Raw genomic sequence first — 22,872 nt, forward strand, 5'->3', positions numbered from 1 at the left:
CGTCAGAGAGCGCCCTTCGGCAACTTCACGTACGTCACGCGCGTCTCGATGCCGCTGTCCACGAGCCGCCCGTTCGCGTCGAACGCGCCCGCGCCGTCGGTCATCCCGAAGTCGTTGTCGTTGATCAGAGCGAGCGTGCCGTGCCCGGCGAGCGCCACGCCCTCGATCTTGTCCTGCACCCCCTCGACCGTGTTCAGGTCCACCACGAGCCGCTTGCCGAGCACCGGCACCCCGGAGGCCGCCGGGTCCTCGAGCTGCTCCAGCGACGGTGACGTACCGGCGTCGTCCCACGCTCCGCCCAGGATGTCCGCGCGACGGGTGAGCCGGACCTCCTGGAGGCGGGCCGCCTTGTCGGTGCGCTCCTCCACCAGCAGCCGGTCGCGGCCGAGCGCCACCACGGAGGAGATCTTCAGCTCGGAGGTGTCGTCCTCGCCCGGGTCGACGTCACCGACCGCATCGAAGCGGTACGCGTACTCGGCCGTGACCGCCTTCTTCTGCGGCGAGAAGCGGAAGAGCCGCGTGGTGCGCGAGGCGTCCCCCGCATCCCCGTCGGGCAGCGACAGCGGGCTCTGCAGGGCCAGCACCAGGTCACCGCCCGGCAGTTGGGCGAGCCCCTCGAAGCCTCGGTTGATCTTGCGGTGCAGCAGCACGGACGGCAGGGACTCGACGACGGGGTAGTCGGCGCCCTTCAGGTTCAGGCCCTTCGGTACGTGCCGGGCGAGCACCTTTCCGTGCGCCGAGACGTGCACCAGCGACGGCCCGTACTCGTCGATGAGCCAGAACGTCCCGTCCGCGGCCCGCACGATGCCCTCGGTGTCGAGCCCGTTCGGGTCGTACGCGAGCGGGGACCCCGCGTCGTACGTGTACGGCTTCTCGTCGCGGCCCTCCTGGTTCGACAGGCCGGTGACGGGCTTGCCGGACGTCGTCGTCAGCGGGATCGACCGCAGGACCTTCACCCGGTCGCCGGTGACACGGATCTTCACGATCGCCGGGTCGAAGCCGGGGACGGGGAAGGTGCGGCGCTTGGTGCCGTCGACCTTGATCTGGCCGTTCGGGCCGCGGTCGGTGACCGTCCAGTAATCGCCCTCGCGTCCCGCCGGGAAGATGTCGGAGCCGATGCCGCCCAGGTCGACACCGCGGTCGTCGTCCACCGTGCCCGGCAGCAGACCGTTGCTGAACGTGCCCAGCGGTATGTCGCCGAGCGTCGCGCTGCCCGTCACCTCGGCCGTGCGGGACCCGCCGTGGCCGGCCGGGGCACCCGTCGCGGTCCCGGCCACGGCGATCGCGGCCAGCGCGGCGAGCGGCACCCCCGCGGCGACGGTGCGGCGGACGCGGCGCTTGCCGGTGACGTGCGGGGACATGGAGCCTCCTGAGGCGCTGAAAGGTGAACTGCGCACACGGTCGGCCCCGGCGCCGAACTCCCGGTGACGGCGAGGTGAATGCGGGTGAACGCACGGACGGCGTGTGCCCGTACCGGCTCAGGCTCGCGCTTTTCGTGTACGCGAGGCGCACGCGGGCGAGAGCGTGCGGATGTGCGCGGACCGGTCCCGTTCCTCGATGGTGGACACCATGCGAGACCGGGTCGAGGAGGTGCGCGAGGGTCTGCGAGACTGCGGAAGTGAACGACAGTGCGAATCCTGCCGCCCTCCCCGCCTGGGAACTGCGCCCCGCCCTCGTCGCCGACATCGAGGTCATCGTCGAGTTGCGCGCCGCGGTGATGCGCGCCGATCTCGAACGGCTCGGGCGGTACGACCCGCACCGTGTGCGGCAGCGGTTCCGGGACTCCTTCGCCCCGATGCACACCCTCGTCGTCGAGGCCGACGGCGCGTTCGCGGGCTGCGTCACGCTGCGACCCGACGGGGACGACCTTCGGTTGGAGCACTTCTACCTCGCACCGGTCCACCAGGGCCGTGGCCTCGGGTCGGCGGTGCTGGGCGCCCTCCTGGACCGGGCGGACGCCGACGCCCGGGCCGTCCGCCTCGACGTGCTGCAGGGCAGCGCCGCGCGACGGCTGTACGAGCGGCACGGCTTCACCATGGAGTCACAGGACCCGGTGGACGTCCACATGATCCGCAAGCCCAACTCCGGCCCTCCCGCCGGATCGTTGTGAGCGCACTCGATCGATACGATGACGCGGCCGACGCCGACGGCGCGCTGATCGGGGCAGGGGACCACGGGGAGGGGCCGGAACCATGCGGCTGCACGTCGACCGGCGCCACGCGCGCGTCCTCGAACTGCTCCGGGAACGCGGCACCCTCCGCGTCGCCGACCTCGCCCACGAACTGGGTGTCTCCCCGGTCACCCTGCGCCGTGACGTCGAGTCCCTCGCCGCCCAGGGCAGACTCCACCGGCTGCACGGCGCCGTCGTGTGGCCCGGAGAGACGGGGGAGCTCCCGGAGCAGACGGGCCGGCCGGCTGAGGGAGTCGTCGTCGGCATGGTGGTGCCGACCACCGAGTACTACTACGCGGAAGTGGTGCGCGGCGCCCGGGAGGCCGTGGAGGAGCGCGGCGCCCGCCTCGTGGTGGCGCTCTCCCAGTACCTGCCCGGCGAGGACTCCGTACAGGTCGACCGGCTGCTCGCGGCGGGCGTCGACGGGCTTCTCCTGACGCCCAGTTGGGACCGCGGGGTACCGGGTCCGGGGGAGGGGCTGCGGATCACCGAGCGGCCCGTGCCGACGGTCCTCGTCGAGCGGTCGGCGCCGCACGGGCACCCCGCAGCCGCCCTCGACCGGGTCCGTTCCGACCATGCCCACGGCGCCGCCGAGGCCGTCCGGCACCTGGCCTCGCTCGGTCACCGCACCGTCGCCCTCGCGGCCCAGGAGTCGCCCACCAGCGCCCAGTTGAGGCGCGGCTACGAGGCGGCCGTGGAGGCGCTCGGCCTGCGCCCCGCACCCGAGTCGTCGCTCGCGCGGCGGCCCGCGGCCACCGAGGCCGAGCGTTTCGAGCGGACCTTCGCGTTTCTGCGCGATGCGGTCGAGGAGCACGGGGTGAGCGCGGCGATCCTGCACAGCGACGCCGACGCGATCGTCCTCGTCCCCCGGCTGCGGGCACACGGCGTGCGCGTGCCCGAGGACCTGTCCGTCATCACCTACGACGACGAGGTCGCCGCGCTCGCCGATCTGCCGCTGACGGCGGTCGCCCCGGCCAAGCGGACCGTGGGGCGTCGCGCCGCGGAGCTGCTGCTGTCCCGGCTCGCCGAGCCGTCAGGCACCCGCGAACCGGGACAACACCTCGACATCCTCCCGGAGTTGAACCTCCGGGCCTCGTGCGGCGCGCCGGTCAGCCGAGCCGGACGGTCACCTTCTGCGTGAGGCCGCCGGTCGCGCTCAGGTCGCCGAACGTGAGCTTCAGCTCCCGGCCCGGCTCGGCGCCGGTGACCGTCCCCGGCTTCGACGTCACCGACCGGACCGGGCGCCGCCAGGTCAGCGTGGCCGCCTTCACCGCGCGGTTCGGGTCACTGACCGACACCGTCGCCGTGCCGTCCCGCTTCTCCCGGATCTGCACGATCAGCGGCGCGTCCACCGTCACCCGGCCCACCGATCCGGGCTCCCAGAACGTCACCCCGGTGAAGCCGAGTGACGGCACCCGAACGCCCTGCCGCGCACCGGAGTTGACGTCGACGTCCAGCCACCCCCGGTCCAACGCCCGCGCTGCTGTGCGCAGTTCGCTCGCGCCGGGCATGAGGATGTAGGCGTACGCCGCGTCCGAGGGGTCGGTGCCGTGGTCGGCCAGCAGGGTCACGTACCGTCGCGTCACCGGATCGGTCGAGCCGCCGCCGTTGATGCTCCGCCACGTGCCCGTACGCTCCTCGCGCAGCGTCGTCAGGGAGGTGCCGCCGGGGAAGACGTAGCCGCCGTGACCCGCGACATGGGCCCAACGGGCGTGCGGATGGGCAGCGTTCCAGGGGTGGCTCGTCGGCTGCGGGCGGCCGTCGACCGTCAGGCGCGCTGTGCCCGCAGCCCCGAGGTTGCGGCTGTCGAAGACGCTCTCCACCGCGGCGCCGTCCGTGCTCGTGATGCCCGCGCCCAGGCACACCACCGCGTCGTCGAGGAAGAACCACGACTTCTTCGCCCGAAGCGTCGACGACAGGCCGCGCACGTCCTGCGCGAGGGCCGCGTACGTGCCGTCCGTCGCGCCGCCCACCCACGTCGTGTCGGGCCTGGCCGCACCCCATGTCCCGCCCTCGGCGTCCGCGAGCTGCTTGCGGGAGACCGTCGTGCCGGGCAGCCGGTAGGGGTCCGCGGTGGGCCAGTAGCCGTCGCTGTACTGGCCGCCGCCGTCGCTGTCGTCCGCGGCCCACCAGGAGAGCATGCCCGAACCGGTGTGCCAGCCGCGGACGTTCTCGCCGTTGCCGTTCTCGTAGAACGTGATCGCCTTCGAGGACATCGACACCGACGCCGTGAACCGCTTCGTGCGGTGGGTGGCCCGCGCCATCGACGGGAAGACGTGGTGGCCGGTCGGTTCGGCCGCCGGTTTCACGGTGGAGTCGTCGAGCAGCGACGTCACGCGGGACAGCGCGGCGACACCGAGCGTGCGGCCCGTCGTCACGTCGCTGTAGTGGTCGCGGGTGAACCAGCCCTTGGCGAGCGCCCGCCACCGCGCGTTCTCCTCGGCGCTCGCCCCCAGACCGAGCAGCACGATCGAGGCGATCACCCCGTGCCCGCGCGCGTGGTCGTCCTGCTGGATCTTCAGCGGATCGGTGGCGACCAGGCCCCGGCTGATCGCCCGCCCCGACACGTTGTCCATCATCAGCCCGTCGTGCAGGAACGGCGCGTACGCGTCCTCCACGGAGTCCAGGAAGATCTGCCGTCCGCTGTCGGTGATCGCCCAGGTGGAGTCGCCGAGCAGCGCGAACAGCTTGCTCAGGCCGTCGATCAGGACCGCGCCGTACGAGCCCGTGTACGGCACGTACGTGTGCTGGATCAGCGAGCCGTCCGCGTACAGGCCGTCGCCCGAGGTGACGTACGGGAAGACCGGCGACACGGCGTCCCTGGCCAGCGCGACCTTCGCCGCGGTGCCGTCGAGGATGCCGCGCAGCGCGAGCACGCGGCACAGGTCGATGCGGTTGGCGCCGGTGCTGGTGCCCGTGTACTTGGCGACCAGCGAGTCCGGTACGAAGTGGTCGATCGCCTCGACCGCCGCCGTCAGCTGCTCGGCGCTCAGGTGCTCGTACATCAGGATCGCGATGTCGAGCAGCCGCTGCGGGGCGCCTATCTGGAAGTTGTACCAATTGCCGTACTGGGCCTGGGACTTGTTGTAGACCTGTGTGCCCAGGTGGTCCACGGCGGTCAGGACGGCCGTCTTGAGGGACGCGTCGCCGGTGAGGCCGGTGCCGGGCTGGCAGAACGCCTCGGCCATGGCCCGCACGCGCTCGTAACTCGTCTGGATCTTCTCCGAGTAGCCGTACGACTCGGTGTCCGTGTCGGGGTCCGGGTCGCCGAACACGGCGTCCGGCCACAGCGAACCGTCCGTCGGGGCCATCGCGTCGTGCCAGGACTTCGCCTGCGCCCCGAGCGTCGCGAGCTTCGACTTGAACGGCTCGGCGGTCGGGCTGAAGCCCTCGCCGAGGTACAGCGTCCGCCACTTCGCCCGCAGCGCCGCGAACTCGTCGTCGGCCGCGGCCGCGCCGCCCGCGCCGGCGGCCACGGCCTGCTGGGGGAGTCCGACGGCGAGCGCGGCACCGGCGGCCGCGGTCGAGGCGAGGAAGCCGCGACGGGACCAGGAGGGAGCCGACGGGAGGAACGAGGGCGAAGGGGGTGTCTGCGACGTCATGAAGGGCTCCGGGATGCTGGAGTGACCGCTGGGAGTAAGCGGTTTCTAGCACCCGGAGTTTCAAACGCTCAAGAGGATCGCCCAAGTTGAGCGTTTCGATCGTTCTGTGGAGGTGGATGAACTCAGGCGCCGATCCACACCGTCGTGATGTTGCAGAACTCCTTGATGCCGTGGTCCGCGAGCTCCCGGCCGTACCCGGACCGTTTGGCGCCGCCGAAGGGAAGCGCCGGATGCGAGGCCGTCATGCCGTTCACGAAGACGCCGCCCGCCGCGCTGTCGCGGGCGAACCGCTCGATCTCGTCCTCGTCGCCGGTCCACAGATTGGAACTCAGCCCGAAGGATGTGTCGTTCGCGACGGCGAGCGCCTCGTCCAGGTCCCCGACCCGGTACAGCGTGGCGACCGGCCCGAACGTCTCCTCCTGGTGGATGCGCATCTGCGGCGTGATGTCGGCCAGCACCGTCGGCTCGTAGTACCAGCCGCGCTCCGCGAGGCCCTTCGGCCGCTGACCGCCGCACAGCACGGTGGCCCCGGCCTCCACGGCGTCGTCGACCAACTCCTCCAGGTCGGCCCGGCCCTGCTCGCTGGAGAGCGGGCCCACGTCCGTCGACTCGTCGAGCGGATCGCCGACGCGCAGCGCCCGCATACCGTCCACGAAAGCGTCCCTGAACTGCTCGAAGACGTCCTCGTGCACGATGAACCGCTTCGCCGCGATGCACGACTGGCCGTTGTTCTGCACCCGGGCCGTCACGGCCGTCCTCGCCGCCTTGGCGACGTCCGCCGACGGCATGACCACGTACGGGTCGCTGCCGCCCAGCTCCAGGACCGTCTTCTTCACCTCGTCACCGGCGATCGCGGCGACGGACCGCCCGGCCGGCTCGCTGCCGGTCAGCGTCGCCGCGGCGACCCGCTCGTCGCGCAGGATGCCCGCCACGGCGCCGGACCCCACGAGCAGCGTCTGGAAACAGCCCTCGGGGAACCCGGCCCGGCGGAACAGGTCCTCCAGGTAGAGGGCGGTCTGCGGGACGTTCGAGGCGTGCTTGAGCAGGCCCACGTTCCCGGCCATCAGAGCGGGCGCCGCGAACCGGACGACCTGCCACAGCGGGAAGTTCCACGGCATCACCGCGAGCACCACGCCCAGCGGCCGGTAGCGGACGTGCGCCCGGACCGCACCGGAGTCCTTCACGTCCTGCTCGGCCGGGTGCTCGTCGGCCAGCAGCCGCGCCGCGTTCTCCGCGTACCAGCGCATCGTCCGCGCGCACTTCGCCGCCTCCGCGCGGGCCGCCGCTACCGGCTTGCCCATCTCCGTCGTCATGACGCGCGCGATGTCCGGGGTGTCCGCGTCCAGCAGATCGGCGGCCTGCTGGAGCAGCCTGGCCCGGTCGAAGAACGTCGTGGTGCGGTACGTGTCGAACGTCCGGGCCGCCAGGGCCACCTTCTGCTCGATGTCCTCGGGGGAGAGGGCGTCGTACGTCCTCAGCGTCTCGCCGTTCGCGGGGTTGACCGTCGCGATGGGCATGGGGGCGACCTCCTGTGCGCGGTTCCTTCGACCTTCCCGCGCGGCGCGGGGCCGCGCAACGCGGGGTCCTCCGCGTACCCGGACGGACCGGTGTCAGACCTGCTCGGCCAGCCGGTCCAGGAACACCGTCTGCGCCGTGACGACGACGGCCCGCGCCGCGTCCAGGCCGAACCACGCCACCCGGTCCAGCTCGGGGAACTCGGCGGTGCGCCCCGAACCGCGCGGCCACTCCATCGTGAACGTGCCGGGCACCACGTCCGCCGGGTCGAGGTCCGCCTCCACGGCCCACACCGTGACGTGCTTCCCGCCGGACTGCACCGTCTCGCCGAGCGGCAGCGGCGTGCCGTCCGGGGCGGGCAGTCCCAGCTCCTCGCGGAACTCGCGGCGTGCCGCGTCCCAGGGCGGCTCGTCCGGCCCGTACTCGCCCTTCGGGACGCTCCACGCCCCCGCGTCCTTGTGCGCCCAGAACGGGCCGCCCATGTGACCGAGCAGCACCTCGGGCCCCGCGGGGGTGCGGCGGAAGAGGAGCAGACCCGCGCTGCGTTTCGTTCGCTTCGTCCCGTCAGCCATACCGCCAGTCTCGGTGCAGATGCCGGACGACCGCGAGGGCACGGCGGTCCCGGGGATCCACGGTCCGGGCCGGGTTCAGCAGCGGGTGAGAGGCCGGATGCCGAGGGCCGTGGCGTCCGCCAGGTGCTGGCCCAGGCGCAGTTGCAGCGGTCCCGGCGGGCCGGCCCGCTCCGACAGCAGGCTGAGCGAGCCGACCGCCCGTTCCGCCGTGCGCAGCGGCACCGCCACCACGCACGCGAAGCCCAGCGAGCGCGCCATCGCCGTGTACGACGGCCAGTTGGCCCGCGCGTACGGATGCGCCAGCGGCACACCGCGGATCGGCTGCTCCGAGGCCCGGCAGTCCGCTCCGGGGCCCTCGCCCCAGGACAGCGAGGCCCGCTCCAGACGCAGCCCCCGAGGGTCGGAGGCGGCCATCTCGACCCGCCCGGTCGGCGGCTTGAGCACCGCCGCCGCCGAGGGCACGCCGAGCAGGGACACACAGCAGCCGACCAGGGCGGACAGGGCCTGCGATCCGCCCTGCGCGGCGGCGTCCGCCACTTCGACGAACGCCGTCGCGAGCCGCTCGCTGTCCACCTGGTACGCCTCGTACGGCACGCCGCGCATGGTCGGTCCCCCTTGACCCTCGCCCCTGATTCCGCCACCCCGCGCAAGCGCCGTCGCCCGCCCGGCACACGGCCGGGCGGGCGGACTTTGCAGAAGGGGTATGCCCCGTGGATGGGCGGCCCGAACCGTCTCACATGTGGACGGCGCCCTCGGCCGAAGCCGACGCCGACTTCGGTACGCCCGGCCGGTACAGCACCAGCGTCACCACGAAGCCCACCGCGAAGAACAGCGCCGACCACGTGAACGCGGTCGAGTAGCTCTCCATCGACGCCTGCGCCTGCACCTGGGGCGAGGGCTGCTTGCCGGAGAGATAGCTCGTCGCGGCGCTCGTCGCGAGCGTGTTCAGCAGCGCCGTGCCGATCGAACCGCCCACCTGCTGGCTGGTGTTGACCATCGCGGAGGCCACGCCCGCGTCGTGCGCGGCGATTCCCGCCGTGGCCAGGTTCATGGCGGTCGCGAAGATGAGACCGAGGCCGATACCGGCGACGAGCAGCGGCGGCAGCACATGCGCCGCGTAACTGCTGTGCAGGTCGAGCGCGGTGAGCCAGGCCATGCCGCCGGCCGCGAGCGCCATGCCGAGCGGCACGATCGGTTTCGGCCCGAGCCGCGGCACCAGATAGTTCGTGGTGACGATCGACGAGAACACCATGCAGGCGACCATCGGCAGGAACGCCACACCGGTGATCACCGGCGAGTACGCGAGGATCTGCTGCAGGTAGTACGTCAGGAACAGGAACACGCCGAACATGCCCGCGCCGGAGATGAACATCGCGAGGTACGACGCCCCGCGGTCCCGGTCGAGCACCACGCGCAGCGGCAGCAACGGGTGCGCGGCCCGCGTCTCCCACCAGGCGAACGCCACGAGCAGCAGCGCGCCGACCACGAGGAAACCCCACGTCTGCACATCGCCCCAGGCATGCGTCTCGGCGTTCGAGAACCCGTAGACGATGCAGAACAGGCCGACCGAGACGAGGATCGTGCCCGGCACGTCCAGCTTCGGCCGGTCCGCGGGGCGGCCGCCGTGCAGCAGCCGCATGCCGCCGAGGATCGCGACGACCGCGAACGCCAGGTTCACGTACAGACACCAGCGCCAGTCCAGGTACTCGGTCAGCACACCGCCCAGCAGCAGGCCGACCGCGCCGCCGGCGCCCGCGATGGCGCCGTAGATGCCGAACGCCTTGGCGCGCTCGCGCGGGTCCGTGAACGTCGTGGTCAGCAGTGACAGCGCGGCCGGCGCGAGCAGCGCGCCGAACACGCCCTGCAGGGCCCGCGCGAACACCAGCATCCCGAAACTCGTCGCCGCGCCGCCCAGCGCCGAGGCCGCCGCGAAGCCGATCAGACCGGCGATGAAGACGGCCTTGCGGCCCACCAGGTCGGCGATGCGGCCGCCGAGCAGCAGCAGGCTGCCGAACGCGAGGGCGTAGGCGGTGACGATCCACTGCCGGTTGCCGTCCGTGAAGCCCAGGTCCTGCTGGGCGGAGGGCAGCGCGATGTTCACGATCGTCGCGTCGAGAACGACCATCAGCTGAGCGATGCCGATGACGGCGAGGATCAGCCATCGGTGCTCATGGGCGCCACCGCCCGCGTACGGCGCCGAGCCGCCGTCGGGCGGCGTGGTCCGTATGCCGGATTCGGCTGATGCCTCGGCGGAGTCGGGCGAGCGATCCATGGTGGCCTCCAGACAACCAGGTGCACCCCCCGATCTACCTCGCCCACCACGCTAAGCGCCCGGCTCACGGACGGCGACCGGGAGAGAACGGGACCGTTCACGGGGCCCGCCGCTGTCCGTGCCGCTCCGGTCCCCGTGCGCCACGGGGACCGGAGCGGCGGGATCAGGCCGTGTGCTCGGCCGCGGACAGCAGGGCCGTCACGTGCGCACGGGCCCGGGAGACCCGCGAGCGGACCGTGCCGACCGGGCAGCCGACGGCCGCCGCCGCGTCCTCGTACGGCAGCCCGGCCAGCTGGGTCAGCAGGAACGCCTCCCGGCGCGGCGCGTCGATCCGGGCCAGCAGATCGAGCAGCGCGACCCCCTCGTCGAAGCCGGGCAGACCGGGCGCCTGGGCCCGCTCCACCGCCGCCTGCCAGTCGTCGGTGTCGGCGATCCGCGGCCGGGCCGCCGCCGAGCGGAACCGGTCCGCGACGGTGCGCCGCGCGATCGACAGGAGCCAGACGCGGGCGCTGGAGCGCGCCGCGAACCGCGGCAGCGCTGTCAGCGCCCGCAGATAGGTCTCCTGCGTCAGATCGTCGGCGCCGTGCACGTCGCCGCTCAGGTGCAGCACATAGCGGCGCACGTCCTGACGGGTCGCGAGCACGAAGCGCTCGACCGCCGGCGGATCGCCGTCCCGCGCGGCGAGCGCGAGCGCGGTGATCCGTTCGTCGTCGGCCGCGCGCGCCGCGGCCGGCGGGGGAGAGGGGTGTACGAGGGCAGGGGTCATCGCCGGACGTCCTTCGGTGGTGCGGGCGTGGGGAAGCCGCCCGTCACCCCGAGGCGCGAGCGGTCACATGAGGACGGGCGAGCGGGGCGGCCCCCGACGCGAGACGACGTGCTGCAGCAACACCGTGCGCAGCCGCCGCGGCGCCGCGAACAGGCCCGCGCGCGGCGGCCGTCCGGGCACCGCGACGACCCGCGGCACCCCGAGCGCCCGGCGCAGCGGTACGAACAGGGCGGCGGCGAGCGCCCGCCCCGTCCGGTACGCGGCGGCTTCTCCGCGCCACAGCCACAGGCCGCACACCACCGCGGCGGCGACGTGGGCGAGGAACATCCCGGTCGTCGAACCCGGCGACATGAAGGCGAGGTGTCCGTGCGCCTCCGGCATGGGCATGGCGCCCATGTCCGTCATGGGTGAGTCCGCCGTCGGGGCCGTCAACTTCTGGGCGAGAGCGAACAGTTCGTGCAGCGTCAGCTGGGTGACCACGGTCGCCCCGGTCACCGCCCGGCCGCCGCGTTCACGCCCGGTCAGCCACCACGCGGCCGCGGTCGTCGCCGCGCCCGCGTATCCGACCGCCCACCAGGGAAGGGCGGTCGCGGACATCAGGGCGTGTCCCGTCGCCGTCGCCGACACGCACACGGCCGCGAACACGGCGGCGCGAGCGAGGCGGAAAGCGGGCCCTGACGTCATGGCGAGCATCGTGCCAGGAGCCTGCCCAGCGCGACCGGCCACCTCCCCAACTCCCGCCCGCCCGGCCGTAGATGTGACGCACACCACAAGAGGCGCCGGGAACTCAGGGCTGAACCGCCCCGACTCCTGACCCGTACCGACCCGAAGCCCCGAGGAGTTGCCGCCCATGTCAGCACCGCCGACGACGCCACCCCTCACCGAAGGCGTCCCGCCCGTCGCCCGCCGCGGCGCCCTGCGCACCCTGCGCCCGATGGTGCGCCGCCTGCACTTCTACGCGGGCGTCTGCGTCGCCCCCTTCCTGCTCGTGGCGGCCTTCTCCGGATTCCTGTACGCGGCCTCCTTCCAGGCCGAGAAGGTCGTGTACGCGCATGAGCTGCGGGTGCCCGAAGGCGACCGCAAGCTCTCGGTGTCGCGCCAGGTGGCCGCGGCCCGCGCGGCGCACCCGGAGGGCACCGTGGCGGCGGTCCGCCCGTCGCCCGAGCCCGGCGCCACCACCCGCGTCCTGCTGGCCGGGGTACCGGGCGTCGCCGCGGACCACACCCTCGCCGTGTTCGTCGACCCGTACAAGGGCACCGTGCGCGGAGCGCTGGAGCAGTACGGATCGACGGGCGCGCTGCCCCTGCGGACCTGGATCGACGGCCTGCACCGCGACCTCCACCTCGGTGAGAACGGGCGCCTCTACGGGGAGTTCGCGGCGAGCTGGCTGTGGGTCATCGCGGGCGGCGGAGTGGTGCTCTGGTGCGGCCGGGCCCGCGCCCGACGCAAGGTGCGCGGCAGCACGGGCCGACGCCGCAGCCTCGGCCTGCACGGGACGGTCGGGGTGTGGGCGGCCGTGGGCCTGGTCTTCCTGTCCGCCACGGGCCTGACCTGGTCGACGTACGCGGGCAAGAGCATCGAGGACCTGCGGGTGGCGATCGGGCAGACGACACCCGCGGTGACGGCCACCGTGCCGGGGTCGGATGCCGGCTCGGGTACGGGCGCGGGTTCGGGCGAGCACGCGGAACACGGCGGGGGCGCTGCGGCCGGTGCCCCTGTCGAGGGCGTCGGGGTCGACCGGGTCCTGGCCTCCGCGCGGGCCGAGGGGCTGGGCGACCCCGTCGAGATCGTGCCCCCGGCCGACGCGTCGTCGGCGTACGTCGTCAAGCAGATCCAGCGCAGCTGGCCGGTGAAGCAGGACGCGGTCGCGGTCGATCCGGCCACCGGGAAGGTCACCGACGTGCTGCGGTTCGCTGACTATCCGGTGCTCGCCAAGCTGACCCGCTGGGGCATCGACGCGCACACCGGCACCCTGTTCGGCCTCGTCAACCAGATCGTCCTCGCCGCGCTGGCGCTGAGCGTGATCTTCCTGATCCTCTGGGGCTACCGCATGTGGTGGCAGCGCGGCAGGGGCTCCCGTTTCGGGAAGCCCCTGCCGCGTGGCGCCTGGCAGCACGTGCCGCCGTACGTCCTGGTGCCGTCGATGGCGCTGATCGCCGTCCTCGGCTACTTCGTCCCGCTCCTGGGCATCCCCCTGGCCGCGTTCCTGGCGGTGGACATCGCACTGGGCGAGATCGCCTACCGGAAGGGGAAGGCGCGCGCCTGAGCGGCACGGCCCGGGGGCCGGGCGGTCAGCCGATCTGTTCGTCGACCGGCGTCGTGTTCTCGGAGGCCCGCGGTGCCGGCACGGTGCCCGCCGCGGGCGCCGCCGCCCGCTGCCGGGGGAACAGCCGCTGGGCGATCGGCTCCGTGTACCGCGCGGTCAGCGGGCCCACGATCACCAGGATCAGCACGTACGCGGTCGCCAGCGGACCGAGCCGCGGCTCGATCCCGGACGTCACCGCGAGGCCCGCGATCACGATGGAGAACTCGCCGCGCGCCACGAGCGCGCCACCGGCCCGCCAGCGCCCCTTGACGGAGACACCGGCGCGGCGGGACGCCCAGTACCCGGTGAAGATCTTCGTGCAGGCCGTGACCACGGCGAGCAGCAGCGCGGGCAGCAGCACCGGCGGAATGCTCGCCGGATCGGTGTGCAGCCCGAAGAAGACGAAGAACACGGCGGCGAACAGATCCCGCAGCGGGGACAGCAGCGTGTGCGTCCCCTCCGCGACCTCACCCGACAGCGCGATACCGACGAGGAAGGCGCCGACGGCGGCGGAGACCTGGAGCTGCTGGGCGAGCCCGGCGACGAGAATCGTCAGACCGAGCACCACCAGGAGCAGCTTCTCGGGGTCGTCGCTCGACACGAACCGGGAGATGTGCCGCCCGTACCGCACGGCCACGAACAGGACGAGGCCCGCCGCACCCAGCGCGATGGCCAGCGTCAGACCGCCCGCCGCCCAGCCGACCCCGGCCAGCAGCGCGGTGATGATGGGCAGGTACACCGCCATCGCCAGGTCCTCCAGGACCAGGATGCTCAGGATGACCGGCGTCTCCCGGTTGCCGAGCCGCCCGAGGTCCCCGAGCACCTTGGCGATGACGCCCGACGACGAGATCCAGGTGACACCGGCGAGCACGACGGCCGCCACCGGACCCCAGCCCATCAGCAGCGCGGCGGCCGCGCCGGGCAGCGCGTTGCACGTCATGTCGACGAGCCCCGCCGGGTACTGCGTCTTCAGATTGCTGACGAGGTCGCTCGCCGTGTACTCCAGGCCGAGCATCAACAGCAGCAGGATCACGCCTATCTCGGCGCCGATCGCCACGAACTCCTCGCTCGCGCCGAGCGGGAGCAGCCCGCCCTCGCCGAACGCCAGCCCCGCGAGGAGATAGAGCGGGATGGGCGAGAAGCGCAGCCGCCCGGCGAGCCGGCCCAGCAGGCCGAGCGCCAGGATGATCGCCCCGAACTCGATGAGAAAGACAGCGGAGTGCATCCGATCACTCCCGACCCAGGATCGTGGCCGCCGCCTCGACGCCCTCGCGGGTACCGATCACGATGACGGTGTCGCCGCCCGCCAGCCGGAAGTCCGGGGTCGGCGACGGGATCGCCTCCGCCCGGCGCAGCACGGCGACGATCGACGCGCCGGTCTCGGTGCGCATCTGCGTCTCCCCGAGCAGCCGGCCGTTCCAGTGCGACACCCCCGGGATCTCGATGCGCTCGGCGACCAGGCCCAGATCGGTGGTGTGCAGGAGGTTCGGGCTGTGGTGCGACGGCATCAGCGCGTCGATCAGATACGCCGCTTCCCCCGAGGTCAGCTTGAGCGACAGGGCGCAGGCGTCGGGATCGTCGGCCTGGTAGGCGTTGAGCGTGCGACCCCCGTCCCGGTGCGCGACGACCGACAGTTGGCGTTGCTCTCGCGTCGTGAGGTCGTAGCGGAATCCGATCCCCGGCAATGGTGTCCTGCTCAGGCGTGAAGCGGGCACGTCTCTCCCCTTGTCCGTGCATGTCCGGGCGGCGGTCCCGGCGGCCGTTACGTGGCTGATGCATCTTTCAGTGCGGGTGTCACCCTATACGGCTCATGTTTTGGCAAAGAAATGCTCAGGCGTCGAGGGCGGGGTGGGCCGCCAGCACCGTTGTCACGGTGTCCGCCTGTTCGGCCGTTTTGTCCTCGCGATAGCGCACCACGCGCGCGAAGCGCAGCGTGACGCCCGCCGGATAGCGCGAGGACCGCTGCAGCCCGTCGTACGCGATCTCGACAACCAGCTCGGGCCGCACCGTCACCACGTGCCCGTCGTCGCCCACGGCCAGCTCCCGCAGCCGCTCGGTCTGCCAGGTGAGCAGCGCGTCGGTGAGCCCCTTGAACGTCTTGCCGAGCATCGCGAACGAGCCGTCCTCGCGGCGCGCGCCCAGGTGCAGGTTGGACAGCTTGCCGGTGCGCCGCCCGTGCCCCCACTCGGCGGCGAGCACCACCAGGTCGAGGGTGTGCACCGGCTTCACCTTGAGCCAGGACGCGCCCCGCCGCCCGGCGCTGTACGGCGCTTCGAGGCCCTTGAGGACGACGCCTTCGTGCCCGCGCTCCAGCGTCGCGGTGAAGAAGTCCTCGGCCGCGGCCCGCTGCTCCTGGTCGGCGGCGTCCTCGACGACGGTCCGCCGCACCCGCATCGGCTCGGGCACGAGCCGCGTCAGCCGCTCGTGCCGCCGGGCGAACGGCAGATCCAGCAGGTCGACCCCGTCGACGTACAGCACGTCGAAGAAGACGGGCGAGACGGGCAGGGCCGCGGCTGCCCGTGCCACGTCCACCCGCGATCCGACCCGCCCGGCGACCTCCTGGAACGCCTTCGGCCGCCCGGCGTCGTCCAGCGCGATCACCTCGCCGTCCAGGATGAACCGATCGCTCGGCAACTCCCTGGCCACCGCGATCACTTCGGGCAGCCGGTCGGTGATGTCGTCGAGGGTGCGGGTGTAGACCCGGATCTCTTCTCCGTCCCGGTGTACCTGGACGCGGATGCCGTCGAGCTTCTCCTCCACGGCGCACGCCCCCAGCTTGTCCAGGCCCTCGCCGACCGAGCCCGCGCTGTGGGCGAGCATCGGCAGCACGGGGTGCCCGACGGTCAGCCGGAAGTCCGCGAGCGCGGCGGGCCCCCGGGAGAGCAGTGCCTGCGCGACCGGCTGCAACCCGCCCGCCAGCATCACCGCACGCCGTACGTCCGCCGGGGGAGCGTCGGTCGCCCGGGCGAGCCCTTCGAGCGCGACCGCGTCCAGGGCGCCCTGCCGCACCTCGCCGGTCACCAGGCCGAACAGGAACCGCTGCTCGTCCTCCGTCGCCGCCCCCATCAACTCGCCCACCAGGCGCCGCCGTTCGGCTTGTGACCCGGCGCCGGACACATCGCCCAGCACGGTCAGCGCCGCGTCGACGTCCTGCACGCTCAGCCGTGGTTCGGCCGTGGGCTCCACCCGCTCGCCCAGCACGCGCCAGCCGACGCCGAGCCGCCCCTGGGGGAGCCGACCCGCCAGATACGGGATGACGATCGGCACGTCGTCGGGCTCCGCTCCCCGGAACAGCTCGGCGAGCAGCTCGATCTTCCGGGACCGCGCCGAGGTGGCGGCGACCTCCTGTGACACCTGTGCGAGCCGGGCGAACAGCATGCAGCCATGGTGCAACGCGGGGGAGCACGGCGCACCAGTACGGTCCTGTCGCCGCCCGGGGCGCCCGTGGTCAGCCGAAGTGGCACACGTAGATCGGACCCAGCCAGGGTTCGCAGGCCGGAGCGGGTTCAGTCGGTTCAGCGGGTGCACTGGGCTCGGCCGGCTGGGTCGGTTCGGTGGGCTGCGTCGGCGGGGTGGGGCCGGTGGGCCGGGCGGGTTCCGTGGGCTGCGGCGGCTGGGTGGGTTCGGCCGGTTCGGTGGGCTGTGTGGGCTGCGTCGGCTGGGCGGGTCCAGTCGGTTCGGTGGGTGTCGTGGTCTCGGGGCCGGTGGGTGCGGGCGGTGTCGTCGGGGATGTGGCGCTCGGCGGCGGGGCCGCGGGCGCGGTCGGGGTGGCCGGGGCTGCCGGTGTGTCCGGTGTCTGCGGCGGAGCCGCCGGGGCCTCGGGTGCCGTCGGCTGGACGGGAGCCGTCGGAGTCGCCGGACCCTGTCGCTGCGCTGGAGGCCTGGGTGCCGTGGACGCGGTCGGTTGCCCGGGCTCGGCCGGTGCGGACGGTCGGTCCGGCGGCTTCGGAGCACTCGGTGCCGCGGGCGGGTCCTGCCGGGAGTCAGGAGTTACAGGATCAGGAGCAGCGGACCCGGGCGAAGGGGGAGTTGACGGCGCGGGCTGCGCCTGGCGCGGGGCCGGTGCCTGCGTTCCCTCCCGATCGGCGGCGGGGCTGTCCGCGACCGTCGCCGCACGCTGCGGCGGCACCGGGTCGCCGGGCCCGCTGAACACGAGCCCGGCTGCGACGGCCGCCCCCGCGACCGAGACCCCGAGCACCCCGGCCACCGCGCCCGGCGCTTTGGACCCGCCGGTCAGGACGTGCCGCATCCCGTGCAGGAGGCCGGACCCGTGACCGCCGGACGCGACGCCCGCCCCCGCCCCGGTCGCCAGTGGCAGCAGGAACGTGCCCGCGCCGCCGAGCGCGAAGACCAGCAGCGCCGGACCCGCCAGAGCGGGCAGCCGGTCGTTGGCGCGCAGCAGGACCGCGAGCCGTGCCCGGCAGTCGTCGCAGGTGTCGATGTGCGCGAGGAGCTTCTCCGATTGCCGTGCGGACGCCTCGTCGCGTACGTGCGCGGGCATCCTGTCCCAGTGGGCCTCGCAGGCCGGATCCTCAGGGGTGCCGGGATGGGCCCGCAGGAACGCCTGGCGCATGCCCTCCCGCGCCCGGTGCAGCAGGACCGCCGTCGCCCCGCTGCCCGCGCCGATGCGCCGGCCCACCGCCTCCAGCGGCTGCCCCTCCGCCTCGGCGAGCCACAACGCCTTCACCCAGCGCTCGGGGAGCTGGCCCAGCACCCGGGCCAGCAGGTCCACGCCCGCCGCCCGCACGGCCGGGTCCTGGTCCTCGTGCGCGCCGAAGGCCGCAGGCGCCGACTCCACGCCGTCGTGCGGATCGAGCGGTGTCTCGCGGGCGGCGCCGCGCCCCGCCGTCGCCGCGAGATGACGCACGGTCGTCGTCAGATAGGCGGCCACGTTGTCGATGGCGTGCCCGGCGGCGAGGCGTCGCCACACCCGGAAGTGCGCCTCGGCGACGAGATCGTCGGCGAGCCAGGGGTTCGCGGTCAGGGAGCGGGCGTACGCGACGAGGCGCGGCTGCTCCGCCTCGTAGATCCGGGCGTACCCGGCCGGGCTGAGGCCGCCCTCCGTGGCGGCTGCGGATATCGGCGCGGCGGCGGGGCCGTCGGTCATGGCAGGACTCTTCCGTCCGACGTCAGCGGAAAGGCCCGACTGCGATCGGGCGGGCGGATTGACACGTTAATTGACGAATGTCGGATTATGGAGGGGTGAGTGGCGCAGGTCACATCAACCTCTCCGGGCTTTGCCGTAATGCGTCGCCCCACTGCCGCGTCGAACGGGTATCAGGAACCACGCAGCGCAGAAAGAGAGCCCGCCATGCCGACCACGCTGCCCGTCACTCTCGAACAGCCCGCTCGCGCCCGCCTCGTCACCGCCGAGGGGCCGGGCGGCCCGGAGCGCGCGCTGACCGTCACGCTCCGCTACTCCTCCGCCGACCCGCTCGCGATACGGCTGGTGTTCCCGGCTGCGGCCACGCTGGCCGGTGCCGAGGTGACGTGGGCGTTCTCGCGCGCCCTCCTCGACGAGGGGCTCCGCACCCCGACCGGCACCGGTGACGTGCACGTCTGGCCGTGCGGTCGCGCCCGCACCGTCGTGGAACTGCACGCGCCGGAGGGTCTCGCCGTGGTCCAGTTCGACACCTCGGCCCTGCGTCGCTTCCTGCGGCGCTCGTACGCCCTGGTGCCTGCCGGCGACGAGGACGTCACCGCCGTCGTGGACCGCGCGATCGCCGCGCTGCTCGGCCGTCAGGAGTGAGGGACGCCCGGCGGTCGTCACCGGACTCCAACGCCGGTGCGCAGACGCCGAGATGGGACCGGCACTGCGGCTGCGGGGCCTCGGCGATGCGGGGCCGCACGTGCCGTGGCCGCACGAACAGGGCCGCCGTCGCGGACGCCAGGACGAACAGCAGGGCGCAGCCGTACGCCGCCCGGTGGAACGAGGTGTTCACGGCGGCGGGCCGGGTGTACGCCTCGCCCGACAGTCCGACGGCGAGCGGCAGACCGGCGACGACCAGCAGCTGCGCGACGCGTGCCGCTGTGTTGTTCACACCGCTGGCGAGCCCGGCGCGCTCCGGCTCCACCGACGCCAGGACGGTCGCCGTCAGCGGGGCCACGAACAGGCTCATGCCGAGCCCCAGCACGGCGACCGCGGGGAGCACCTCCGTGACGTACGAGGCCCCTGGCTCGATCCGCAGCATCAGCAGCACCCCCACCGCGGCGACGAGCGGGCCGGTCACGAGCGGCGGTGTCGGCCCGACCCGGCGCGCCAGATCACCGGCCCGGGCGGACAGCAGCAGCATCAACGCGGTCACCGGCAGCGTCGCCGTCCCGGCCTGCAGTGCGTCGTAGCCCAACGTGGTCTGCAGCTGCACCGGCAGCAGGAAAAGGATGCCGCCGATCCCCGCGTACAGGCAGAGCGTCATCCCGTTCGTGGCGCTGAACAGCCGCGAGGAGAAGAGCGAGAGCGGCAGCATGGGGGCGGCCCGGCGTCGCTCGACCAGCACGAACGCGACACCGGCGACGACGCCCAGGAGCGCGGGAAGCCCGGTGGACACGGCGGACGCGCCGCCGGACGAGCCGATGAGCGCGTAACTCACGCCCGCCAGGCACAGCGCCGCGAGTGCCGCGCCGGCCACGTCGAACGGCGTGTCGGCGGCGTGGGCATCGCGGCTCTCGGGCACGAACCGCAGCGCGACCACGAGCACGGCCGCGGCGATCGGCACGTTGATGAGGAAGATCCACCGCCACCCGGGCCCGTCGATCAGCCAACCGCCGAGGAACGGTCCGAGCGCGCCCGCCACCCCGGTCAGCCCGGACCAGGCGCCGACCGCCCGCGCCTGGTCGTCCGGATGGAACACGGACCGCACCAGCGCCAGCGACCCCGGGGTCAGCAGCGCGCCCCCGACGCCCTGCAGCGCACGCGCCGCGATCAACGTCCCCTCGTTCGGGGCCAGGCCGCACAGGGCCGACGCTGCCGCGAACCCCGCGACCCCCAGCACGAGCGTCCGCCGTCGGCCGATCCGGTCGCCCAGCGCGCCGCCCCACAGCAGCAGCGCGGACAGCGTCAGCATGTAGGCGTTGACGACCCACTGCAGGGTGGACAAGGAGGCCCCGAGGTCGCGCCCCATGGTCGGGAGCGCGACGTTCACGACGGTCCCGTCGAGCATCGCCATGCCGGAGGCGAGCACCACGCACGCCAGGATCCACCGCCCGTGCGCGGAGGAGAGCCGTACGCCCGGGGCGGCGCCGGGTCCGTGATGCGCCGTCGCAGTCATCGCGGCCCATTCTCGGGGACGGGACCCGCGGCCGCGACCCCCACGGCGGCGACTCAGCCGTGCCGGCGTCGCGGCGGCAGGGCGGCGATCTGGTCGCGCCCCGGCCCCGGCGGCTCCTGGCTCTGCGCCGGGCGGCGCCCCCGCAGGCGCGTGAAGGCGGTCGGGCTGGGGTGCACCGGAAGGAAGTCCCTGATCCGCTCGGCGCAGGCGCGCGGACTCGCCGTACCGGTGTCGCACTCCAGGTCGTAGTCGCCGTGCCGGTGCACCAGGTGGTACTGGTGCGCGGCGAGGCCCGGCGGGCGGTCGCCCCGCGCCCGTTCCCGGCGGGTCAGTTCGTCGAGGGGGCAATGGACGCCGACGAACAGCACGTTCTCCGGGGGCAGTACCGCGAGGCAGTCGAGCAGTCGCCACGGCTCGCTGAGCACATGGTCGACGACGACGTCGTTGCCCACCTCGGACATGGCCGCGACCGAGCGGTGGAAGCCCATCCGGGTCCGGCGCAGCGCGGCGTCGAGTTGCTCCGGATCGAGCTTCCGCTTCGTGCGCATCGCGTTGAAACCGTCCACCGCCAGATGGAAGAACACACCGTCGTCGAGGATGTCGAGCAGTTCCCGGGCGATGCTCGACTTTCCCGAACTGGACGTCCCGTTGAGGAAGATGATGCGGCCCGCTGTCATCCCCGCATGCTCACACGGCGACGCTCGCGGCAGGAAAACCCGATGCGGGTTCGCCGCCCGTTGGGGAGAGTCTGGGGCCATGGAGTTCTTCTGCTACCACCGTGACCGTCCCGGCTCCCTCGAACTGCGCGACGAACTGCTGGAGGACCACTGGTCCTACATGGACCGGTACGCCAAGGAGCTGATCGCGCGCGGCCCGACCTTCGCCGAGGACGGCGAGACGCCCACGGGCAGCGTGCACATCGTCGACCTGCCGGATGCCGCCGCCGCCCGCGCGTTCGCCTTCGACGAGCCGGGCCACCAGGCGGGCGTGTACCGGGACGTGCTGCTGCGCCGCTGGCGCAATCTGCTGGGGCGCACCATGTGGGAGTTCCCCGGCGGCCTGACCGGCGGCGATCGGTATCTGGTGCTGGGCCTCGGATCGGGCCGGGCGGCCGACCTCGACGTGCCGCCGGACCGGGACGAGCTCCTCGCGTACGGCCCGCTGCTCTCCGACGACGGCACCACCTGGCTGGGCACGGCGGTGCTGCTCCGGGCCCCGGACCCGGACACGGCGCGCGCCGTCCTGACCGCGGACCGGTATGCCGACATCGAGGTCCACGACTGGGAGTGCGGCGGGCGGCGGTGATCCCAGAGTGGCGGCAAGCGCGGAGGGGGAGGGCGTGGCGCGTGTCGTTTGCACAGAAAATCGAACACGCGCTCTAATTGGTTGTATGCGGAACACGATCACGGAGGACCTCGTACAGACGCGGCGGGAATGGGACGCGACCTATCGGCAGCTCGCCGAGCAGCCCGGCCGCACCGCACTGCGACGGCGTCTCCTGCACCTGTCGCGGGTGCTCGCCGGAGAGCGGCTGAGCCCGGCGGCGAAAGCCGAGCTGCGCCGGCGGGCACGGGAGAGCCGCTGATCAGGAGCGGCGCAGCCGGCCTCGGGCCACCAGCTCGACCGTCGTCGCCACCGCGATCGTCTGGACGGCCAGCAGCGCCACGAGAACGAACAGCTGGGCCGCGCCCGCCATGAGCGGGGACGCGCCGCCCAGGAGCATGCCGACGAACGCGCCGGGCAGCGTGACCAGGCCGACCGTGCGGGTCTGGTCGAGGCCGGGGAGCAGCGCGTCGGACGCCGCGGGCCGGGCGATCTCCAGACGGGCGTCGTGCGGGAGGAAACCCAGGGCCAGACAGGCCTCCACCTCACCGCTGCGCACGGTGAGTTCGTCCAGGGCGCGCCGCCCCGCGAGCACGGTCGCCGTCAGCGCGCCGCCGATGAGGATCCCGGTCACCGGGATCACGGCGATGCCACGGGGTGGCAGCAGACCCGAGGCGACGAGTGCGCCGACGACCGGTGCCACCGGCGCCGCGATCGGCAGCGCCGCCCACACCCCACTGCGATGCGGGGTGACACGGCGGCCCGCGGTGATCGCCGCCACGCAGAACATGAGCAGGATGAACGCGAGCAGCGCCGCACCGTGCCGGATCACCCAGCCGATCAACAGGGAGACCACGCCCAGTTGGACCGCCGCGCGCACGCCCGCGACCGCGACGTCCCGGGCCCGTCGCCACGAGCCGTCCGGCGCGAGCCGGAACACCGCCGCCACCGCCACGGCCACCAGCAGCAGGACGACGAGCGTCACCGCGAGGACGCCGTTGACGGGCAGGAGGGTGGACGCGGCCACCGTTCGGTCAGGCACCCACGCAGCCTAGAACGCTCCGACCTGGGCACCGGTG

21 protein-coding genes are annotated in these 22,872 nt (G+C 73.3%); 6 read left to right on the forward strand and 15 right to left on the reverse strand.

Features of this window, described 5'->3' with window-relative positions; translation table 11 throughout:
• Positions 1-2: 2 nt before the first annotated feature.
• Complete coding sequence (locus tag ACVHNB_RS16930) at positions 3-1,361, reverse strand: esterase-like activity of phytase family protein (protein WP_456228501.1); 1,359 nt, start codon at positions 1,359-1,361, stop codon at positions 3-5.
• A gap of 257 nt (positions 1,362-1,618) precedes the next feature.
• On the opposite strand from ACVHNB_RS16930, the gene ACVHNB_RS16935 reads away from it, so the two are divergent.
• The gene (locus ACVHNB_RS16935) at positions 1,619-2,110 is read left to right on the forward strand and encodes a GNAT family N-acetyltransferase (protein WP_428950324.1); all 492 of its coding nucleotides are present in this window, start codon (positions 1,619-1,621) and stop codon (positions 2,108-2,110) included.
• An 82-nt stretch (positions 2,111-2,192) separates the two neighbouring features.
• On the forward strand, positions 2,193-3,311 hold the full coding sequence (locus ACVHNB_RS16940) for a substrate-binding domain-containing protein (protein ID WP_456228502.1): 1,119 nt from the start codon (positions 2,193-2,195) through the stop codon (positions 3,309-3,311).
• Here ACVHNB_RS16940 and ACVHNB_RS16945 read toward each other — a convergent pair.
• The 7 genes from ACVHNB_RS16945 to ACVHNB_RS16975 all read right to left on the reverse strand — a co-directional run bounded on the left by ACVHNB_RS16945 (position 3,280) and on the right by ACVHNB_RS16975 (position 11,581).
• Positions 3,280-5,772, reverse strand: a complete 2,493-nt coding sequence (locus tag ACVHNB_RS16945) for a polysaccharide lyase 8 family protein (protein WP_456228503.1) — start codon at positions 5,770-5,772, stop codon at positions 3,280-3,282. The genes ACVHNB_RS16940 and ACVHNB_RS16945 overlap by 32 nt on opposite strands.
• Before the next feature lie 122 nt (positions 5,773-5,894).
• A complete protein-coding gene (locus tag ACVHNB_RS16950) occupies positions 5,895-7,289 on the reverse strand; it encodes an NADP-dependent succinic semialdehyde dehydrogenase (RefSeq protein ID WP_456228504.1) in 1,395 nt (464 codons plus the stop codon).
• Between the two features lie 93 nt (positions 7,290-7,382).
• The gene (locus ACVHNB_RS16955; protein ID WP_428950320.1) at positions 7,383-7,859 is read right to left on the reverse strand and encodes an NUDIX domain-containing protein; all 477 of its coding nucleotides are present in this window, start codon (positions 7,857-7,859) and stop codon (positions 7,383-7,385) included.
• A 75-nt stretch (positions 7,860-7,934) separates the two neighbouring features.
• Positions 7,935-8,462, reverse strand: a complete 528-nt coding sequence (locus ACVHNB_RS16960; protein WP_428950319.1) for a GAF domain-containing protein — start codon at positions 8,460-8,462, stop codon at positions 7,935-7,937.
• A 130-nt stretch (positions 8,463-8,592) separates the two neighbouring features.
• A complete protein-coding gene (locus tag ACVHNB_RS16965; protein WP_428950318.1) occupies positions 8,593-10,131 on the reverse strand; it encodes an MFS transporter in 1,539 nt (512 codons plus the stop codon).
• Between the two features lie 163 nt (positions 10,132-10,294).
• The gene (locus tag ACVHNB_RS16970; RefSeq protein WP_428950317.1) at positions 10,295-10,897 is read right to left on the reverse strand and encodes a sigma-70 family RNA polymerase sigma factor; all 603 of its coding nucleotides are present in this window, start codon (positions 10,895-10,897) and stop codon (positions 10,295-10,297) included.
• Between the two features lie 63 nt (positions 10,898-10,960).
• Positions 10,961-11,581, reverse strand: coding sequence for a hypothetical protein (locus ACVHNB_RS16975; protein WP_428950316.1), 621 nt, complete (start codon positions 11,579-11,581; stop codon positions 10,961-10,963).
• Positions 11,582-11,747: 166 nt separating this feature from the next.
• Here ACVHNB_RS16975 and ACVHNB_RS16980 point away from each other — a divergent pair, with 166 nt between their 5' ends.
• Positions 11,748-13,163, forward strand: coding sequence for a PepSY-associated TM helix domain-containing protein (locus ACVHNB_RS16980; RefSeq protein WP_456228505.1), 1,416 nt, complete (start codon positions 11,748-11,750; stop codon positions 13,161-13,163).
• 25 nt (positions 13,164-13,188) lie between these two features.
• On the opposite strand, the gene ACVHNB_RS16985 is transcribed toward ACVHNB_RS16980, so the two are convergent.
• The 4 genes from ACVHNB_RS16985 to ACVHNB_RS17000 all read right to left on the reverse strand — a co-directional run bounded on the left by ACVHNB_RS16985 (position 13,189) and on the right by ACVHNB_RS17000 (position 18,309).
• Positions 13,189-14,427 carry a cation:proton antiporter gene (locus ACVHNB_RS16985; RefSeq protein WP_428950314.1) on the reverse strand — a complete coding sequence of 413 codons (1,239 nt, stop codon included), beginning with the start codon at positions 14,425-14,427 and terminating at the stop codon, positions 13,189-13,191.
• A 4-nt stretch (positions 14,428-14,431) separates the two neighbouring features.
• On the reverse strand, positions 14,432-14,917 hold the full coding sequence (locus ACVHNB_RS16990) for a cation:proton antiporter regulatory subunit (protein WP_428950313.1): 486 nt from the start codon (positions 14,915-14,917) through the stop codon (positions 14,432-14,434).
• A 115-nt stretch (positions 14,918-15,032) separates the two neighbouring features.
• The gene (locus tag ACVHNB_RS16995; protein ID WP_456228506.1) at positions 15,033-16,580 is read right to left on the reverse strand and encodes an ATP-dependent DNA ligase; all 1,548 of its coding nucleotides are present in this window, start codon (positions 16,578-16,580) and stop codon (positions 15,033-15,035) included.
• Between the two features lie 70 nt (positions 16,581-16,650).
• A complete protein-coding gene (locus ACVHNB_RS17000) occupies positions 16,651-18,309 on the reverse strand; it encodes a sigma factor (RefSeq protein WP_428950311.1) in 1,659 nt (552 codons plus the stop codon).
• A gap of 204 nt (positions 18,310-18,513) precedes the next feature.
• On the opposite strand from ACVHNB_RS17000, the gene ACVHNB_RS17005 reads away from it, so the two are divergent.
• Complete coding sequence (locus ACVHNB_RS17005) at positions 18,514-18,951, forward strand: SsgA family sporulation/cell division regulator (protein ID WP_428950310.1); 438 nt, start codon at positions 18,514-18,516, stop codon at positions 18,949-18,951.
• On the opposite strand, the gene ACVHNB_RS17010 is transcribed toward ACVHNB_RS17005, so the two are convergent.
• Positions 18,899-20,470: an MFS transporter gene (locus tag ACVHNB_RS17010; protein ID WP_428950309.1), complete on the reverse strand. Its 1,572-nt coding sequence runs from the start codon at positions 20,468-20,470 to the stop codon at positions 18,899-18,901. The genes ACVHNB_RS17005 and ACVHNB_RS17010 overlap by 53 nt on opposite strands.
• A 53-nt stretch (positions 20,471-20,523) precedes the next feature.
• Positions 20,524-21,147 (reverse strand): chloramphenicol phosphotransferase CPT family protein, encoded by a 624-nt coding sequence (locus ACVHNB_RS17015; RefSeq protein ID WP_456228507.1) that lies wholly within the window; start codon positions 21,145-21,147, stop codon positions 20,524-20,526.
• A 79-nt stretch (positions 21,148-21,226) separates the two neighbouring features.
• Here ACVHNB_RS17015 and ACVHNB_RS17020 point away from each other — a divergent pair, with 79 nt between their 5' ends.
• Both ACVHNB_RS17020 and ACVHNB_RS17025 read left to right on the forward strand, forming a co-directional pair.
• Positions 21,227-21,775: a YciI family protein gene (locus tag ACVHNB_RS17020; protein ID WP_428950307.1), complete on the forward strand. Its 549-nt coding sequence runs from the start codon at positions 21,227-21,229 to the stop codon at positions 21,773-21,775.
• 85 nt (positions 21,776-21,860) lie between these two features.
• Entirely contained in the window at positions 21,861-22,055 is a 195-nt protein-coding gene (locus ACVHNB_RS17025) for a hypothetical protein (RefSeq protein WP_428950306.1), read from the forward strand.
• On the opposite strand, the gene ACVHNB_RS17030 is transcribed toward ACVHNB_RS17025, so the two are convergent.
• On the reverse strand, positions 22,056-22,835 hold the full coding sequence (locus ACVHNB_RS17030) for an ABC transporter permease (protein WP_456228508.1): 780 nt from the start codon (positions 22,833-22,835) through the stop codon (positions 22,056-22,058).
• Positions 22,836-22,872: the final 37 nt, after the last annotated feature.

The organism is Streptomyces sp. YJ-C3, assembly GCF_053891275.1.

Bases quoted from the DNA above. Each gene is read 5' to 3' on its own strand.
- ACVHNB_RS16930 (WP_456228501.1), bottom strand. From the start codon at position 1,361: ATGTCCCCGCACGTCACCGGCAAGCGCCGCGTCCGCCGCACCGTCGCC.
- ACVHNB_RS16940 (WP_456228502.1), top strand. From the start codon at position 2,193: ATGCGGCTGCACGTCGACCGGCGCCACGCGCGCGTCCTCGAACTGCTC.
- ACVHNB_RS16945 (WP_456228503.1), bottom strand. From the start codon at position 5,772: ATGACGTCGCAGACACCCCCTTCGCCCTCGTTCCTCCCGTCGGCTCCC.
- ACVHNB_RS16950 (WP_456228504.1), bottom strand. From the start codon at position 7,289: ATGCCCATCGCGACGGTCAACCCCGCGAACGGCGAGACGCTGAGGACG.
- ACVHNB_RS16955 (WP_428950320.1), bottom strand. From the start codon at position 7,859: ATGGCTGACGGGACGAAGCGAACGAAACGCAGCGCGGGTCTGCTCCTC.
- ACVHNB_RS16960 (WP_428950319.1), bottom strand. From the start codon at position 8,462: ATGCGCGGCGTGCCGTACGAGGCGTACCAGGTGGACAGCGAGCGGCTC.
- ACVHNB_RS16965 (WP_428950318.1), bottom strand. From the start codon at position 10,131: ATGGATCGCTCGCCCGACTCCGCCGAGGCATCAGCCGAATCCGGCATA.
- ACVHNB_RS16970 (WP_428950317.1), bottom strand. From the start codon at position 10,897: ATGACCCCTGCCCTCGTACACCCCTCTCCCCCGCCGGCCGCGGCGCGC.
- ACVHNB_RS16975 (WP_428950316.1), bottom strand. From the start codon at position 11,581: ATGACGTCAGGGCCCGCTTTCCGCCTCGCTCGCGCCGCCGTGTTCGCG.
- ACVHNB_RS16980 (WP_456228505.1), top strand. From the start codon at position 11,748: ATGTCAGCACCGCCGACGACGCCACCCCTCACCGAAGGCGTCCCGCCC.
- ACVHNB_RS16985 (WP_428950314.1), bottom strand. From the start codon at position 14,427: ATGCACTCCGCTGTCTTTCTCATCGAGTTCGGGGCGATCATCCTGGCG.
- ACVHNB_RS16995 (WP_456228506.1), bottom strand. From the start codon at position 16,580: ATGCTGTTCGCCCGGCTCGCACAGGTGTCACAGGAGGTCGCCGCCACC.
- ACVHNB_RS17000 (WP_428950311.1), bottom strand. From the start codon at position 18,309: ATGACCGACGGCCCCGCCGCCGCGCCGATATCCGCAGCCGCCACGGAG.
- ACVHNB_RS17005 (WP_428950310.1), top strand. From the start codon at position 18,514: ATGCCGACCACGCTGCCCGTCACTCTCGAACAGCCCGCTCGCGCCCGC.
- ACVHNB_RS17010 (WP_428950309.1), bottom strand. From the start codon at position 20,470: ATGACTGCGACGGCGCATCACGGACCCGGCGCCGCCCCGGGCGTACGG.
- ACVHNB_RS17015 (WP_456228507.1), bottom strand. From the start codon at position 21,147: ATGACAGCGGGCCGCATCATCTTCCTCAACGGGACGTCCAGTTCGGGA.
- ACVHNB_RS17020 (WP_428950307.1), top strand. From the start codon at position 21,227: ATGGAGTTCTTCTGCTACCACCGTGACCGTCCCGGCTCCCTCGAACTG.
- ACVHNB_RS17025 (WP_428950306.1), top strand. From the start codon at position 21,861: ATGCGGAACACGATCACGGAGGACCTCGTACAGACGCGGCGGGAATGG.